15 protein-coding genes are annotated in these 15636 nt (G+C 61.2%); 6 read left to right on the forward strand and 9 right to left on the reverse strand.

All coding sequences use genetic code 11. From position 1 onward, the window contains the following. The 3 genes from AC0IYH_RS13630 to AC0IYH_RS13640 all read left to right on the forward strand — a co-directional run. On the forward strand, positions 1 to 203 hold a 203-nt coding region (locus AC0IYH_RS13630), incomplete at its 5' end, for a hypothetical protein (protein WP_471834755.1). Positions 204 to 285: 82 nt separating this feature from the next. Continuing rightward, positions 286 to 2928 (forward strand): bifunctional lysylphosphatidylglycerol flippase/synthetase MprF, encoded by a 2643-nt coding sequence (mprF, locus tag AC0IYH_RS13635; RefSeq protein WP_122772574.1) that lies wholly within the window; start codon positions 286 to 288, stop codon positions 2926 to 2928. Further along, a complete protein-coding gene (locus AC0IYH_RS13640; protein WP_471834757.1) occupies positions 2928 to 4214 on the forward strand; it encodes a virulence factor family protein in 1287 nt (428 codons plus the stop codon). The genes mprF and AC0IYH_RS13640 overlap by 1 nt, the downstream gene beginning before the upstream one ends. Before the next feature lie 77 nt (positions 4215 to 4291). On the opposite strand, the gene recJ is transcribed toward AC0IYH_RS13640, so the two are convergent. Continuing rightward, the gene (gene recJ, locus AC0IYH_RS13645) at positions 4292 to 6001 is read right to left on the reverse strand and encodes a single-stranded-DNA-specific exonuclease RecJ (protein ID WP_471834759.1); all 1710 of its coding nucleotides are present in this window, start codon (positions 5999 to 6001) and stop codon (positions 4292 to 4294) included. Between the two features lie 101 nt (positions 6002 to 6102). Continuing rightward, the gene (locus AC0IYH_RS13650; protein ID WP_003193952.1) at positions 6103 to 6645 is read right to left on the reverse strand and encodes a YaeQ family protein; all 543 of its coding nucleotides are present in this window, start codon (positions 6643 to 6645) and stop codon (positions 6103 to 6105) included. Positions 6646 to 6793: 148 nt separating this feature from the next. Between AC0IYH_RS13650 and AC0IYH_RS13655 the strand changes: the two genes are divergently transcribed. After that, positions 6794 to 7993 (forward strand): CaiB/BaiF CoA transferase family protein, encoded by a 1200-nt coding sequence (locus tag AC0IYH_RS13655; RefSeq protein ID WP_471834761.1) that lies wholly within the window; start codon positions 6794 to 6796, stop codon positions 7991 to 7993. Next, positions 7993 to 8877, forward strand: a complete 885-nt coding sequence (locus AC0IYH_RS13660; RefSeq protein WP_471834763.1) for a TIGR02285 family protein — start codon at positions 7993 to 7995, stop codon at positions 8875 to 8877. Before AC0IYH_RS13655 ends, AC0IYH_RS13660 begins: the two co-directional genes overlap by 1 nt. Positions 8878 to 9059: 182 nt before the next feature. Here the strand turns inward: AC0IYH_RS13660 and AC0IYH_RS13665 are convergent, their stop codons facing one another. After that, complete coding sequence (locus AC0IYH_RS13665) at positions 9060 to 9344, reverse strand: DUF3509 domain-containing protein (protein WP_116628724.1); 285 nt, start codon at positions 9342 to 9344, stop codon at positions 9060 to 9062. Between the two features lie 314 nt (positions 9345 to 9658). Between AC0IYH_RS13665 and AC0IYH_RS13670 the strand changes: the two genes are divergently transcribed. Continuing rightward, the gene (locus AC0IYH_RS13670) at positions 9659 to 9880 is read left to right on the forward strand and encodes a hypothetical protein (protein ID WP_116628725.1); all 222 of its coding nucleotides are present in this window, start codon (positions 9659 to 9661) and stop codon (positions 9878 to 9880) included. A gap of 85 nt (positions 9881 to 9965) precedes the next feature. Here AC0IYH_RS13670 and thrC read toward each other — a convergent pair whose 3' ends face one another. From thrC to rplS, 6 genes are all read right to left on the reverse strand, one after another. Further along, complete coding sequence (thrC, locus tag AC0IYH_RS13675; protein WP_116628726.1) at positions 9966 to 11375, reverse strand: threonine synthase; 1410 nt, start codon at positions 11373 to 11375, stop codon at positions 9966 to 9968. 67 nt (positions 11376 to 11442) lie between these two features. After that, positions 11443 to 12747: a homoserine dehydrogenase gene (locus AC0IYH_RS13680; RefSeq protein WP_116628727.1), complete on the reverse strand. Its 1305-nt coding sequence runs from the start codon at positions 12745 to 12747 to the stop codon at positions 11443 to 11445. A gap of 130 nt (positions 12748 to 12877) precedes the next feature. Further along, a complete protein-coding gene (locus tag AC0IYH_RS13685; RefSeq protein WP_010207987.1) occupies positions 12878 to 13609 on the reverse strand; it encodes a thioredoxin fold domain-containing protein in 732 nt (243 codons plus the stop codon). A 140-nt stretch (positions 13610 to 13749) separates the two neighbouring features. Continuing rightward, positions 13750 to 14646 (reverse strand): site-specific tyrosine recombinase XerD, encoded by an 897-nt coding sequence (xerD, locus tag AC0IYH_RS13690; protein ID WP_116628728.1) that lies wholly within the window; start codon positions 14644 to 14646, stop codon positions 13750 to 13752. A 115-nt stretch (positions 14647 to 14761) separates the two neighbouring features. Further along, positions 14762 to 15175, reverse strand: coding sequence for an acyl-CoA thioesterase (locus AC0IYH_RS13695; RefSeq protein ID WP_116628729.1), 414 nt, complete (start codon positions 15173 to 15175; stop codon positions 14762 to 14764). A gap of 82 nt (positions 15176 to 15257) precedes the next feature. Continuing rightward, a complete protein-coding gene (gene rplS / locus AC0IYH_RS13700) occupies positions 15258 to 15608 on the reverse strand; it encodes a 50S ribosomal protein L19 (RefSeq protein WP_003175895.1) in 351 nt (116 codons plus the stop codon). Positions 15609 to 15636: the final 28 nt, after the last annotated feature.

Consider the following 15636-nt stretch of genomic DNA (forward strand, 5'->3'; position numbering starts at 1 on the left):
CAACCAAACATCAAAAAAGGCTACTCGAAAGAGTGGCCTTTTTTGTATCCGGTGAAAAAGTTGTTCTGAAACAATGGCATGGCATCTTTCATGAAACCCAACACGGTTTGTTGAGTCCATCTCTTTGCAAGCTATGCTCAATGCTCAAGCGCTACCCTCTACGACCAATGGCCGCTGTCGCCGCACCCGGTGATACGCGTTAATATTTGTAATTATTTTGTCCATAGGGATTGGTAACTTGGCTGGATACCTCCATCCTGTCGCGCACAATCCACGAGGTGATTGATGCGCGCCAACTCGTCTGAACCACAAGACACTGTTACAGCAGAACAACCGATCGCTCCCACCCGTTTACGCTGGCTGGATCTGTTGAGCAAATATCGGCAACCGATCGGGTTGGCCGTGACCCTGTTGCTGTTCGCAATCGCCTTGATCGCCTGCCGACACCTGCTGCTGGAACTGGATCTCTACGCCCTCCACGACTCGATCCTGGAAGTGCCCAAGCCTGCGTTGCTGGGCGCATTCGCTGCGGCGGTCGCAGGCTTCATCATTCTGCTGGGCTATGAATTTTCCGGCGCACGTTACGCCGGGGTAAAACTGCCGGCCAAGACCCTGGCCCATGGCGGCTTTACTGCCTTCGCCATTGGCAACGCCATCGGCCTCTCGATGCTCTCGGGCGGTTCGGTGCGTTACCGTCTCTATGCGCGTCAAGGCATCGGGGCATCGGAAGTTGCCCATATGACCGTGTTCGCCAGCCTTGCGCTGGGCTGCGCACTGCCGCCGCTGGCGGCGTTGGCCACCTTGAGCAACTTGCCGGCGGCTTCGACTTACCTGCACTTATCGCAAACGCTGCTCGGCGGCATTGCTGGCGCCGTGCTGCTGCTGTCGGCCGCGCTGTGCATTGGCATCTACCGCCGCCGCTTGCCGGAGCAACCTTACCCGGACAACCTGCTGGTCAAGGTCGGGCGCCGCACCCTGCGCCTGCCCGGCCGGCGCCTGACGTTCCTGCAACTGGTGATTACGGCACTCGACGTCGCCGCTGCGGCCACCGTCCTTTATCTGTTGCTGCCGGAAGCGCCACCCTTTGGCCCCTTCCTGCTGGTCTACCTGCTAGCCCTCGCCGCGGGTGTACTCAGCCATGTGCCGGGGGGGGTCGGGGTCTTTGAAGCCATCCTGCTCGCTGCCTTTGCCGATAAGCTCGGTGCCGCGCCATTGGCCGCGGCGCTTCTTCTATACCGCATGATCTATGTGGTGTTGCCGCTGCTGATCGCGTGCGTGTTCCTGCTCATCAATGAAGCGCAACGGCTGTTCCAGACCCAGCAAAGCCTGCGCGTGGCCTCGGGCCTGGCGGCGCCGGTACTGGCCGTACTGGTTTTTTTGTCCGGCGTGGTCCTGCTGTTTTCCGGCGCCACGCCGGAAATCGACTCACGCCTGGAAAACATCGGCTTCCTGATTCCCCACCGCCTGATTGACGCCTCGCACTTCGGTGCCAGCCTGATCGGCGTGCTGTGCCTGTTGCTGGCCCAGGGCCTGCGTCGACGCTTGTCGGCGGCCTGGATGCTGACCATGGTGTTGCTGCTGGTGGGCGCCCTGCTCTCGCTGCTCAAAGGTTTCGACTGGGAAGAAGCCAGCCTGATGACCATGACCGCCATCCTGCTGGCGATCTTCCGGCGCTCGTTCTACCGCGCCAGCCGCCTGACCGAACTGCCGTTCTCGCCGCTGTACCTGGTGGCCAGCGTCTGCGTGCTGGGGGCCTCGATCTGGCTGCTGCTGTTTGCCTACCAGGACGTGCCGTACAGCCACCAACTGTGGTGGCAATTCACCCTCGACGCCAACGCCCCGCGCGGCCTGCGCTCGCTGCTGGGCGCCGCCGTGTTGCTGGTGATCGTGTCGCTGACCTGGCTGCTGCGCACCGCGCGCCCGGTGATCCACCTGCCGACTCCCGATGAACTGGAACGCGCGACCAAAATTCTGATGGCCTCCTCGCAGCCCGACGGCGGCCTGGCGCTGACCGGCGACAAAGCGCTGCTGTTCCACCCCAACGACGAAGCGTTCCTGATGTATGCGCGTCGCGGGCGCAGCCTGGTGGCCTTGTACGACCCGATCGGCCCGACCCAACCGCGCGCCGAAATGATCTGGCAGTTCCGCGACCTGTGTGATATCCACCACGCGCGCCCGGTGTTCTACCAGGTACGGGCGGAAAACCTGCCGTACTACATGGACATCGGCCTCACTGCGATCAAGTTGGGTGAAGAAGCCCGCGTCGACCTGAAACGCTTTGACCTGGAAGCCAAGGGCAAAGAGATGAAGGATTTGCGCTACACCTGGAACCGTGGCACCCGGGACGGCCTGTCCCTGGAGATCCATGAGCCAGGCCAGGCGCCGATGGATGAATTAAAAGTTATCTCCGATGCCTGGCTGACCGGTAAGAATGTGCGGGAAAAGGGCTTTTCCCTGGGCCGATTCAGCGACGACTACCTCAAGCACTTTCGCATCGCGATCATTCGCTTCGAAGGCCACCCGGTAGCCTTCGCCAACCTGCTCGAGACTTACAACCATGACCTGGCCAGTCTCGACCTGATGCGTGCCCACCCGGACGCGCCCAAGCTGACCATGGAATTCATGATGGTTGGCCTCATTCAGCACTATAAGAGTCACGGCTACGCCCGCTTCAGCCTCGGCATGGTGCCGTTGTCGGGCCTGCAACCGCGACGTGGCGCGCCGCTGACCCAACGCCTGGGCTCGATGGTGTTCCGCCGTGGCGAGCAACTGTATAACTTCCAAGGTCTGCGCCGCTTCAAAGACAAGTTCCAGCCTGACTGGGAACCCCGTTACATGGCCGTGCCCGCAGGACTTGATCCGCTGGTGGCACTGGCCGATACCGCCGCCCTGATCGCGGGCGGCTTGACTGGATTGGTGAAACGCTGATGATTCGACGCTCCTGGCGGTATGTATTGGCCTTAGTAGTGCTGCTCGCGCTGATCGCGGCGGGTGGCTTTTGGTACTGGAACCGCCCTGCCCCGCAGCCGACCCTGGAGCAACTGCCCCAGGCCGACGGCTCGGTGATGACCCGCGTGACCCCTGCCGGCACCGCCAAGGCCCGTGTGGCCGTGGCCGTGATGGCCGATGCGACCCTGACCGACAGCCAACTGATTGCCCTGGGCCAGGGCGGCAAGGCACAAATCGTTCAGGTGGTGCTGCCCAAAGACGACTGCAAGCTGCAGGAACAAGCGCTGCAAAGCGCCCTGAGCCAGCTCAAGGGCCCTGCAACCCTGGTCAGCGGCATCGGCCCTGGCGCAAGCCTGGCTTGGCGCTGGCTGGCGACACAGAGCGACGACAAGGCCAACGCCATCTCCGTCGGCTTCGCCATGACTCAGGAAGGCTGCAAGGACCCCCTGCCGAAAACCTCCGCACACGGTAGCTGGCTGGTGGCATGGAACGATAACCCTGACGACGATGCCGCCAGTTTCGTACGCGATACACCGCGCGCGACTACCAGCATCAGCGACTACGACATTCATTACCCGCAAGTGCTGAACAACGAATTGCGCAAGCAACTGGTGGGTTCGGACAACGGCGGCCTGGCGATTCCGGTGGTCGAAGTGCCCGCCGGCCAGGCCAAGGACACCGTGACGCTGTTCCTGTCCGGTGACGGCGGCTGGCGTGACCTCGACCGCGACGTGGCCGGCGAGATGGCCAAGATCGGCTACCCGGTGGTCGGCATCGACACTCTGCGCTACTACTGGCAGCACAAGACCCCGGAACAAAGCGCCAAGGACCTCACCGAGCTGATGCAGCACTACCGGCAGAAGTGGGGCACCAAGCGCTTCGTGCTGACCGGTTATTCGTTCGGCGCCGACGTGCTGCCGGCGATCTACAACCGCCTGCCGGAAAACGAACAGCAGCGGGTCGACGTGATCATCCTGCTGGCCTTCGCCCGCACCGGCAGCTTTGAAATCGAAGTGGAAGGCTGGCTCGGCAACGCCGGCAAAGAAGCCGCCACCGGCCCGGAAATGGCCAAGCTGCCCGCCGACAAGGTGGTGTGCATCTACGGTGCCGAAGAAGTCGACGAGAGCGGCTGCACCGACAAGACTGCGGTGGGCGAGGCGCTGAAGCTGCCGGGTGGGCATCACTTCGATGAAAACTACCCAGCGCTGGCGCAGCGGTTGGTGGATATCATTGTGAAGCATCAGGCCAAGGACAAAGCCGAGTAATCTCGGGCTGTACGCGATAAAAAATGTGGGAGGGGGCTTGCCCCCTCCCACATTTGTTTTTGCAGTGTTGCCGAGATTTAGCGCGGTTCGATATGCGCAATCATCAGTTGCACCGTTTCATTGCCACGAAACTCGTTAACGTCCAGCTTGTAGGCCAATTCCACCCAACGCACCGTCGGGTTCGGCCACACCTCACGGTCCACGCCAAACGCAATGCCATCGAGCTTCACTGAGCCACATTCGCTCTTGAGCACCACCTTCAGGTGCCGCTCCCCCACTACCCGCTGTTCTACCAGCTGAAACACCCCGTGAAACAACGGCTCGGGAAAGTGCTGCCCCCACGGGCCGGCATGCCGCAAGGCGCGCGCCAGTTCCAGGTGAAACTCTTCCACCGCCAGGGTGCCGTCGGACAGCAGGCGCCCGGTCAGGTCTTCTTCACGCAGTTGCCGACGCACCTCGGCATCAAAGGCCTCGGCAAACAGCGGAAAATTTTCCTCGGGCAAGGTCAGCCCCGCCGCCATGGCGTGGCCGCCGTATTTGGCGATCAGGTTGGGATGCTGGCTCGCGACCACCGCCAGCGCATCACGGATGTGAAAACCCTGCACAGAGCGCCCTGAGCCCTTGAGCAGGCCATCACCGGCGTCGGCGAAGGCGATGGTCGGGCGGAAGTAGCGCTCTTTCATGCGCGACGCCAGAATCCCGATCACGCCCTGGTGCCATTCCGGGTCGAACAGGCACAAGCCGTAAGGCATCGATTCCACCGGCAAGTCCTTGAGCTGGGCCAAAGCCTCGCGCTGCATGCCTTGCTCGATGGATTTGCGGTCCTGGTTCATGCCATCCAGTTGCGCGGCCATTTCACGCGCGGCGGCCACATCGGTGGTGAGCAGGCATTCGATGCCCAGGCTCATGTCATCCAGGCGCCCGGCGGCATTCAGGCGTGGCCCGAGGATGAAACCGAGGTCGGTGGAAGTGATGCGCGCCGCGTCGCGCTTAGCCACTTCGAGGATCGCCTTGATCCCCGGTCGCGCGCGCCCGGCACGGATGCGTTCCAGGCCCTGGTGCACGAGGATGCGGTTATTGGCGTCCAGCGGCACCACGTCGGCGACACTGCCCAGGGCCACTAGGTCGAGCAGCTCGCCGATGTTCGGCTGCGGTTTGTTCTCGTACCAACCCAGGCTGCGCAGACGCGCACGCAGGGCCATCAGTACGTAGAAGATCACACCCACGCCGGCCAACGCCTTGCTCGGGAACTCGCAGCCGGGCTGGTTCGGGTTGACGATGGCATCCGCCGCCGGCAATTCATCGCCCGGCAAGTGGTGGTCGGTCACCAGCACCTGCAACCCGGCCGCTTTCGCTGCCGCCACGCCTTCGACGCTGGAGATGCCGTTGTCCACGGTGATCAGCAACTGCGGCTCGCGCTGCAACGCCACGGCGACGATTTCCGGGGTCAGGCCGTAGCCATATTCGAAGCGGTTGGGCACCAGGTAATCGACATGCGCCGCACCGAGCAACCTTAGGCCCAGGGTGCCCACGGTGCTGGCAGTGGCGCCATCGGCGTCGAAGTCGCCAACGATCAGGATGCGCTGGCGCTGCTCCAGCGCGGTCACCAGCAGATCCACCGCCGCATCGATGCCCTTGAGCTGCTGATAAGGGATCAACCGCGCCAGGCTCTTGTCCAGTTCAGCCTCGGACTGCACCCCGCGCGCGGCGTAGAGACGAGTCAACAGCGGTGGCAGTTCACCGAGAAACGGCAGGACAGCGGGCAACGGGCGGGGATCGATACGCATGGGGTGACGGGCGCTTCTCTTCTGATAAAACGGTTAAACAACAATTTCAAAAACAATAGAGGTCAACTGTAAAAGGGGGGTAACCCCCCTCCTACCTTTTTTCAACCGCGCTCGCCAACCAGCCACTGCAACTGCACTTCATGCTGGCCACGATCATCAGTCACAAAAATCGTGCCTTCACTGATCATCACATCCCACTTGATCACCCGTGGCATGTCCTTGGCCAGCGTCTCCAGGACCTCCTGAGGCACGGCCGCGATGTGCACGTTTTTCAGGTTGTTGGCCACCGGCACCACCTTGCCTTCCCACACACGCAGGCTGCCGTAGGCCAGCAGGCTGGTGCGTTCGGTGCGGCGCGAGCACCAGGTCAGGCGGTCGGCGTCGGGCTGGCCGACTTCAATCCAATGCAAAACCCGATCATCCAGGCTTTTTTCCCACAGGGCCGGTTCGTCTACATCAGACAGGCCACGGCCAAACGCCAACTGCTCGTTGTACCAGAGCGCGTAGGCCAGCAAGCGCACGGTCATGCGCTCTTCGGTCTCCGAAGGGTGACGCGCGATGGTCTGTTTGACGCTCTCGTACACCGAGCGATCGAGGTCGGTGAGGTTGAGTTCGAATTTGTAGGTCGTGGACGGCTGGGCCATGAACGGGCTTCTAGAGACAGGGAAAGGCGGCCAGTCTAACCGATGGTGGGGCTATTCAACGAATCCTGCGCTGCATCATCCTTATCCATGGCCCACTCGCCTATGTTAAAAGGCATCACACCACCGCCCTGCGCAGACAAGGAACCCCATGTCGTTTAATGCCAAACCGCTTGCCGGCCTGAAAGTCATCGAACTCGGCACCCTGATCGCCGGCCCGTTCGCGTCACGTATCTGCGCCGAATTCGGCGCCGAGGTGGTCAAGGTCGAATCCCCGGACGGCGGCGACCCGCTGCGCAAGTGGCGCAAGCTCTACGAGGGCACGTCGCTGTGGTGGTTTGTGCAGGCGCGCAATAAAAAGTCGCTGACGCTGAACCTCAAGCACCCGGACGGCCTGGCGATCCTCAAGCAGCTGCTGGCGGACGCCGACATCCTGATCGAAAACTTCCGCCCCGGCGTGCTGGAAAAGCTCGGCCTGAGCTGGGAAACCCTGCACGCGCTCAACCCCAAGCTGGTGATGGTGCGCCTCTCGGGCTTTGGTCAGACCGGGCCGATGAAGGACCAGCCGGGGTTTGGCGCAGTGGGCGAATCCATGGGCGGGCTGCGTTACATCACCGGTTTTGAAGACCGCCCGCCGGTGCGCACGGGCATCTCCATCGGCGACTCCATCGCCGCGCTGTGGGCGGTGATCGGCGCGTTGATGGCGCTGCGTCATCGCGAGGTCAACGGCGGCCTCGGCCAGGTGGTGGACGTGGCGCTGTATGAGGCCATCTTCGCCATGATGGAAAGCATGATCCCGGAGTTCGATGTGTTCGGGTTCATTCGCGAGCGCACCGGGAACATCATGCCCGGCATCACGCCATCCTCGATCCACACCAGCGCGGACGGCAAGCATGTGCAGATCGGCGCCAACGGTGATGCAATCTTCAAGCGCTTCATGGCGGCGATTGGCCGTGACGACCTGGCCAATGACCCTGCGCTGGCCAGCAATGACGGCCGCGATAGCCGCCGCGATGAGCTGTATGGGGTGATCGACCGATGGGTCAATTCGCTGCCACTGGACCAGGTGGTAGAGCAACTGAACAAGGCCGAAGTGCCCGCCAGCCGCATCTACAGCGCCGAGGACATGCTCGGTGACCCGCAATTCCTCGCGCGGGAAATGTTCCTCAAAGCCCAGCTTCCCGGCGGCAAGGACTTCAAGATGCCTGGCATCGTGCCCAAGCTGTCGGACACTCCGGGCAGCTGCGAATGGGTCGGGCCGCAGTTGGGCGAACACAACGCTGTGGTGCTGGGCGAACTGGGCTATGACGCTGCCGCCATCCTGCGTTTGCGCGAGGCAGGCGCGATCTGATGGCCCCTTGGTGCAAGCGCAGGCTCGCCCAACTGTGCCTCGCCGCCGTGGTGATCGGCGGCTGGCCCCTGTCGGCGAATGCCGAGGACACCTTGACCTGGTTGCTGCGCGACCTGCCGCCACTGACTATTTTCGAAGGGCCGAAAAAGGGTCAGGGGGCACTGGACCAACTGCTGCCTATCCTCATTGAGCGTTTGCCGGAGTACCGGCATCAGGTGCTGCACGTCAACCGTGCGCGTGGCATGCAGATGCTGCGCGAGCCCAGGCTCACCTGTGACCCCTCCCTGCTGTGGACGGCGGAGCGGGCCAAATACATGGTGTTTTCCGACCAGGCGTTTATGGTCGCCAGCAATGGCATCACCTTGCGACGCAGCGAACAGAACGCCATGACGCCATTTATCGTAGACGGCCAGTTTGACCTGCGAGCGTTTCTTGAGGCGCATAAAGCCCGGGTGGGTGTTGTTGCGGAACGCAGCTATGGGCCCGTCATCGATGAGCAGCTCAAGCAGGCCGATCCGCACAAACTGGCGCTGCATTACGGTAACGATGCCTTGGGCAGCCTGCTGCAGATGCAGCGCCTGGCGCGGCTGGAGGCGGTGTTGGGTTATTGGCCGGAGATCCGCTATCACGCGTTGCAACAGGGCATCGCCGCCGATGACTTGAGCTTTTACCCCATCAAGGGCTCGGCGCCCTACCAGCGTACGCATATCGGTTGCGCGGATACGCCCACAGGGCGCGAGGCCATTCAACGGATCAACCAGGTACTGCGCGACATTCCCCAGGAACAGGTGCAGCAATCCTACGCTTCATGGCTGGACCCGATCATGCGCGCGCACTACCTGCGCGATAACCCGAGTTTTTTCCAGGATTCGCCCGAGCGCTGAAAGGTCGTGGGGCAAATCCCAGGCAAAAAGAAACCCCGAAATGTGGGGAGACACTTCGGGGTTAAACGTGGCCTACAAAGACCAGTACAGCAAGGCACAAACACCGGAGCACAATGTTTGCTCTTGCTGTTAAAAAATCTGACCGGGCATCACGTAGGAAGTTTCCAGATATAAACAATTCTTCATGCAACGGCAGCGCTGCGGGTCTGGGCAGCGTTGCGCAAGGCTGCGATGACCGAGGGTTCCAGGCGCCCTTCGGCGATCTTGAGGTCACGCAGCAGGCAGTCTACGACGTCTACCAGCACGCGCTTGTCCAGCAATTGCGCACGGTCGACTTCACGCTCGACCACGATGGCGCCGGCAGGATTCTTCACGGTCACCAGGCACTCGTCCTGCACACCAGAGGTGGTCAGCGTAACCTGATAAGGGCTCAGTGCTTCTTCGAGCAATAGGCTGATACTTTCCATCTCGATCACCACTCAATAGTTCGGGAACAATCGTTTCAACGGGAGCTGCATCTCTCCTAAGTGACTGTTTGTGACGTAGGAAAGTTCGCTTTATCGTCTTTATGGGGCCGTCAGGGGATGACGAGATCCAGCATGCGCTTGCAACATGACAAGCAAAAAACGGCGGCACATAACTGCTTACGCAATGGGTGGCTGTTTTGGGGTTTGCCGGGCGCGCGGGATACAGGTGAATCCTAATACTCGGTAGGCGCTGGTCACGCTGCCAAGCGGGTAAAAACACATGTCAAAGGCCCTAATTGCGAAGGATGAACACGATGGCGGAACAAAATGAACAGCAGACCACGACAGACAGAATGCACGCTGAGGTCTCACGTATTTTTGCTGAAATAGCACGCATGCAAGCTGAGCAAGAAAAGCTCAAATCAGAATCCATGAAGATAAACTGTGAGACTTTCTGGTACCCCATGGGCGTAGCAATGGCAGTTGTCGCGACGATTGCGTCCATCACCGGAATGGCTATCAAATTGCTCCTGTAACCAGCACACCGCCGGGCCTGCCAAAAACAAAAAACGCCGCTGACCCAAGGAAGGGAAAGCGGCGTTTTTATCTACGCGGTTTGCCTTACAACGGCTTACCCCGGTTGCCATGCTGGCTCACAAACGCCTGCATCGCTTTCAAGTCATTGGGCAAAACGGTGCAACGCTCTTCGCGCTCGAACAGGTCAGCCAAGTGCTCCGGCAATTCCAGCGCCTTGCCAACACCGGCCTTCTCCACCGCTTCCGGAAACTTCACCGGGTGGGCGGTGCCCAGGATCACCATCGGGATGTCCAGGCTGCGACGGCATTCGCGTGCGGCCTTCACACCAATGGCGGTGTGCGGGTCCAGCAGCTCGCCGGTCTGGGCGTAGACTTGCGCGATGGTTTCGCAGGTCTGCGCGTCGTCCACGGCCAGGGAGTCGAACAGCTTGCGGGTTTCGGTCCAGCGTTCTTCATCCACGCTGAAACCGCCACCGCTCTTGAAGTTGTCCATCAAGCCGGCAATAGCGGCGCCGTTGCGACCGTGCATGTCGAACAGCAAACGTTCGAAGTTCGACGACACCATGATGTCCATGGACGGCGACAGTGTGGCGTGCAGGGTTTCCTTGACGTACTGGTTGCCGCTCATGAAGCGGTGCAGGATGTCGTTGCGGTTGGTGGCGACGATCAACTGGTTGATCGGCAGGCCCATGTTGCGCGCCAGGTAGCCGGCGAAGATGTCGCCGAAGTTGCCGGTCGGCACCGAGAACGACACCGAACGCGCCGGGCCGCCCAACTGCAGGGAGGCGTGGAAGTAGTAGACGATCTGGGCCATGATCCGCGCCCAGTTGATCGAGTTCACCGCCACCAGGCGCGTGCCCTTGAGGAAGCTCTGGTCGGCGAAGCTGTTCTTGACCATTTCCTGGCAATCATCGAAGTTGCCTTCGACGGCGATGTTGTGGATGTTCTCACCGAAGATGGTGGTCATCTGGCGACGCTGCACTTCCGACACGCGCTTGTGCGGGTGCAGGATGAAAATGTCGACGTTTTCGCAGTGCTTGCAGCCTTCGATGGCCGCCGAGCCGGTGTCACCCGAGGTGGCACCGATGATCACCACGCGCTCACCGCGCTTCTCCAGCACGTAATCGAGCAGGCGACCCAGCAGTTGCAGGGCGAAATCCTTGAACGCCAGGGTCGGGCCGTGAAACAGCTCGAGTACCCACTCGTTGCCGTTCAGCTGACGCAACGGCGCGATGGCGCTGTGGGAAAACACGCCGTAGGTTTCTTCCAGGATCTTCTTGAAGTCCGCATCCGGAATGCTGCCGGTGACGAACGGGCGCATCACCCGGAACGCCAACTCGTGGTACGGCAGGCCGGCCCACGAAGCGATTTCTTCCTGGGTAAAACGTGGCAGGTTTTCCGGCACGTACAGGCCGCCGTCGGTGGCAAGGCCTGCCAGCAAAACGTCTTCGAAATTCAGGGCCGGTGCCTGGCCGCGGGTGCTGATGTAACGCATGACTGGCTCCTCTACAACATTCTCGAACAGAGGCCGCCGACTGCACGGGGCCTCTGGAACAGATCGGTTAGTTCAGGTGTTCGACACGAATACGCACCACCGGGCCCACGACGCCCTGCAAGGCTTCGAGTGCAGCGATGGCATCGTTGATGTGCTGTTCGAGCACGCGATGGGTCAGCAGGATCATCGGCACCTGGCCGTTTTGCTCCTCGACTTCCTTCTGCATGATCGACTCGATGTTGATACCGCGCTCCGACAGGATGCTCGCCACCTGGGCCAACACGCCCGGGTGATCCTTGGCCTGGATGCGCAGGTAGTAGGCGCTTTCACAAGCTTCGATCGGCAGGATCGGGTGGGCCGACAGCGAGTCCGGCTGGAAGGCCAGGTGCGGTACGCGGTTTTCCGGGTCGCTGGTCATGGCGCGAACCACGTCCACCAGGTCGGCGATCACCGACGACGCGGTCGGCTCCATGCCGGCGCCGGCGCCGTAGAACAGGGTCGAACCGGCTGCGTCGCCGTTGACCATCACCGCGTTCATCACGCCATTGACGTTGGCGATCAGGCGGTCAGCCGGGATCAGCGTCGGGTGCACACGCAGCTCGATACCGGCCGGGGTGCTGCGCGCCACGCCAAGGTGCTTGATGCGGTAGCCCAGCGCTTCGGCGTAGTTCACGTCGGCGGTTGTCAGTTTGGTGATGCCTTCGGTGTAGGCCTTGTCGAACTGCAGCGGGATACCAAAGGCGATGGACGCCAGGATGGTCAGCTTGTGGGCCGCGTCGATACCTTCCACGTCAAAGGTCGGGTCGGCTTCGGCGTAACCCAGGGCCTGGGCTTCGGCCAGCACGTCTTCGAAGGTACGGCCCTTCTCGCGCATTTCGGTGAGGATGAAGTTGCCGGTGCCGTTGATGATGCCGGCCACCCAGTTGATGCGGTTGGCGGACAGGCCTTCACGGATCGCCTTGATCACCGGGATGCCACCGGCCACGGCCGCTTCGAACGCCACGATCACGCCCTTCTCGCGGGCCTTCGCGAAGATCTCGTTGCCGTGCACGGCGATCAGCGCCTTGTTGGCGGTGACCACGTGCTTGCCGTTTTCGATGGCCTTGAGCACCAGCTCGCGGGCCACGGTGTAGCCGCCTACCAGTTCGATGACGATATCGATTTCAGGGTTGGTGGCCACGGCGAAGACATCGTTGGTAATCGCAATACCGGTCGTTTGGAACTGAGGCTTTGGCGTACGCGTGGCAATTTGCGCCACTTCAATCCCGCGACCTGCGCGGCGGGAAATTTCCTCAGCGTTACGCTGAAGTACGTTTAAGGTGCCGCCACCGACGGTCCCTAACCCACAGATGCCTACTTTGACCGGTTTCACTGAAGAACTCCCCATGAAACGGCCGACGCAAGGTCGGCCGTGGAAAACAGCCGCACGACTGCGGCTTTCAATTTAATGGCCCGTCGACTTATCCACAGGCCATGATCGTCAAAGGTTCGACGATGCTGGTTTATTTGGCACTCAGCGCCAGTTTGGCAACTTGTGGTGCCGGCTGGTAGCCCGGAATCACTTGGCCGTCAGCCAAAACGATGGCCGGTGTACCGTTCACGCCAATCGACTGGCCCAGGGCGAATTGCTTGGAAACCGGGTTGGCGCACTTGGCGGCCTTGATTTCCTTGCCATCGACCATCTTGTCCATGGCGGCTTTCTTGTCGGCCGAGCACCATACGGCTTGCAGCTGCTCGTCACCCGGCGAGCCCAGGCCCTGGCGCGGGAACGCTACGTAGCGCACCTCCACGCCGAGCTTGTTCAGCGCCGGCACTTCGGCATGCAGCTTGTGGCAGTACGGGCAGGTGGTGTCGGTGAACACGGTGATGTGGGTCTTGGTTTCGCCGATAGCCGGGTAGACCACGGTTTCAGCTACTGGAATACCGTTGATCAGCTTGGACACGCCCAGGCGCTCGGCTTTCTCGGTCAGGTTTACCGGCTTGCCGTCTTTCAGCTGGAACAGATAGCCCTGAACGATGTACTGGCCGTCGGCGCTGGCGTACAGCACTCGGCTGCCCTTGAGCTTGACTTCATACAGACCGGCCATCGGGCTGGCGCTGATGCTTTCGATCGGGGTGTCGAGCTGCAGGTTGGCCAGGCTCTTGCGAATGGTCTGCTCGGCGGCGTCATCAGCGAAGGCAAAAGTGGAAACCAACGCAATCGCTGCGGCGGCAATAATCTGGGTCAAGCGCATGGGAACTCCTGAAGGCAGATGCAGGGACGGGAAGGAACACCGATCTTGAAACACGGGCAGTGGCCGTCCCCCTTACTAACCGGCAAAGCCTACCACAGTTGGGCCGCAGGGCAGCCCGCGGCGGGATAAATTGGCGGTTTTCACCCGCGTGGATGGTGCTTGGCGTGCATATCCTGCAAACGCGCGCGCGCCACATGGGTGTAGATCTGGGTTGTGGATAAGTCGCTGTGCCCGAGCAGCATCTGCACCACGCGCAAATCCGCACCGTGGTTGAGCAAATGGGTGGCGAATGCATGGCGCAAGGTGTGGGGCGACAAGGCCTTGCCGATCCCGGCAACCTTGGCCTGGTGCTTGATGCGATGCCAGAAGGTCTGGCGGGTCATCTGCTCACCGCGCAGGCTGGGAAACAGCACATCGCTGGGGCGCCCGCCGAGCAATTCGCCGCGCGCATCGCGCATGTAGCGCTCGACCCACACAATCGCCTCCTCACCCATCGGCACCAGCCGCTCCTTGCTGCCCTTGCCCATCACCCGCAGTACGCCCTGGCGCAGGTTGACCTGCTCCAGGGTCAGGCTGATCAACTCGGTCACACGCAGGCCGCAGGCGTACAGCACCTCCAGCATGGCGCGGTCGCGCTGGCCGATGGCTTCGCTCAGGTCCGGGGCGGCGAGCAAGGCGTCGACGTCGGCTTCCGACAGGGATTTAGGCAATGGCCGGCCGAGTTGCGGCATGTCGATCTGCAGGGTCGGGTCGAGGGCGATCAGTTTTTCCCGCAGCAGGTAGCGATAAAAGCCACGTACGCCCGAGAGAAAGCGTGCGGTGGAGCGCGGTTTGTAGTTCTGCTCCAGGCGCCAGGCCAGGTGATCGAGGATCAGTTCGCGGCCGGCGTTGATCAGCTCGAGGTTTTTTTCCTGCAGCCAGCCATTGAACAGCGCCAGGTCGCTGCGATAGGCCTGGCGAGTGTTGTCCGACAGGCCTTTTTCCAGCCACAGGGCGTCGAGGAAGCGGTCGATCAAGGGGTGGTCAATGGCGGGCATGGGGACTCAAGGCTTGGGAAAGGTGTTGTCAGTGACATCCTATCGCGGGCAAGCCCACTCCCACAGGGGAATGCATTCCTAATGTGGGAGCTGGCTTGCGCGGCTGGGTTCAGGATCAGTCCAAAAACCCGGGCAGCACTGGCACCGGGCGCTTGTCGGCATCAATCGCGACAAAGCTGAACACACCCTGGATGGCCTTCTCGCGGCCATCGGCACTCATGCTCTCGACGAAGACTTCGACCTCAACCTTAAGGCTGGTGTTGCCGACTTTGATCACACGGCCGATCAACTCGACGATGGAACCGGCAGGGATCGCGTGGTTGAAGTCGATGCGGTCGGTAGACACGGTCACCAACGGCAGACGGCAAAAACGCGTAGCGGTGATGAACGACACTTCATCCATCCACGCCAGGGCAGTACCGCCGAACAGGGTGTTGTGGTGGTTGGTGGTCGGCGGAAACACGGCCTTGGTCACATGCGTGACGGACAGGTCGGTGCGACGCTGGATTTCTTCGAGGCGGGTGGTCATGGACAAATACCGGCAAAGGAACAAATTTCAGGCACAAAAAAGCAGCCCGTAGGCTGCTTTTTTCTGCATCGGGAAGCTGGACTTAAGCCAGTTTTTCCTTGATGCGAGCTGCTTTACCGGACAGGTCACGCAGGTAGTACAGCTTGGCTTTACGTACGTCACCGCGACGTTTAACGGCCATGCTGTCGATTTGCGGGCTGTAGGTCTGGAAAGTACGCTCTACGCCAACACCGTTGGAGATTTTACGAACAGTGAAAGCACTGTTCACACCACGGTTACGCTTGGCGATTACAACGCCTTCGAACGCTTGCAGACGCGAACGGTCGCCTTCCTTCACTTTCACCTGAACGACAATGGTGTCGCCCGGGGCAAAGGTAGGGATTTCTTTGGTCATCTGCTCTGCTTCGAGTGCAAGGATGATTTTGTTAGTCATGCTGTGCTCCTAAGGTAAGTCAATGGAC

Source organism: Pseudomonas sp. AC463, assembly GCF_979253585.1.

Coding starts and splice junctions, on each gene's coding strand:
- mprF (WP_122772574.1), top strand. CDS start 286: ATGCGCGCCAACTCGTCTGAACCACAAGACACTGTTACAGCAGAACAA.
- AC0IYH_RS13640 (WP_471834757.1), top strand. CDS start 2,928: ATGATTCGACGCTCCTGGCGGTATGTATTGGCCTTAGTAGTGCTGCTC.
- recJ (WP_471834759.1), bottom strand. CDS start 6,001: ATGCGTATCGATCCCCGCCCGTTGCCCGCTGTCCTGCCGTTTCTCGGT.
- AC0IYH_RS13650 (WP_003193952.1), bottom strand. CDS start 6,645: ATGGCCCAGCCGTCCACGACCTACAAATTCGAACTCAACCTCACCGAC.
- AC0IYH_RS13655 (WP_471834761.1), top strand. CDS start 6,794: ATGTCGTTTAATGCCAAACCGCTTGCCGGCCTGAAAGTCATCGAACTC.
- AC0IYH_RS13660 (WP_471834763.1), top strand. CDS start 7,993: ATGGCCCCTTGGTGCAAGCGCAGGCTCGCCCAACTGTGCCTCGCCGCC.
- AC0IYH_RS13665 (WP_116628724.1), bottom strand. CDS start 9,344: ATGGAAAGTATCAGCCTATTGCTCGAAGAAGCACTGAGCCCTTATCAG.
- AC0IYH_RS13670 (WP_116628725.1), top strand. CDS start 9,659: ATGGCGGAACAAAATGAACAGCAGACCACGACAGACAGAATGCACGCT.
- thrC (WP_116628726.1), bottom strand. CDS start 11,375: ATGCGTTACATCAGCACCCGCGGCCAGGCACCGGCCCTGAATTTCGAA.
- AC0IYH_RS13685 (WP_010207987.1), bottom strand. CDS start 13,609: ATGCGCTTGACCCAGATTATTGCCGCCGCAGCGATTGCGTTGGTTTCC.
- xerD (WP_116628728.1), bottom strand. CDS start 14,646: ATGCCCGCCATTGACCACCCCTTGATCGACCGCTTCCTCGACGCCCTG.
- AC0IYH_RS13695 (WP_116628729.1), bottom strand. CDS start 15,175: ATGACCACCCGCCTCGAAGAAATCCAGCGTCGCACCGACCTGTCCGTC.
- rplS (WP_003175895.1), bottom strand. CDS start 15,608: ATGACTAACAAAATCATCCTTGCACTCGAAGCAGAGCAGATGACCAAA.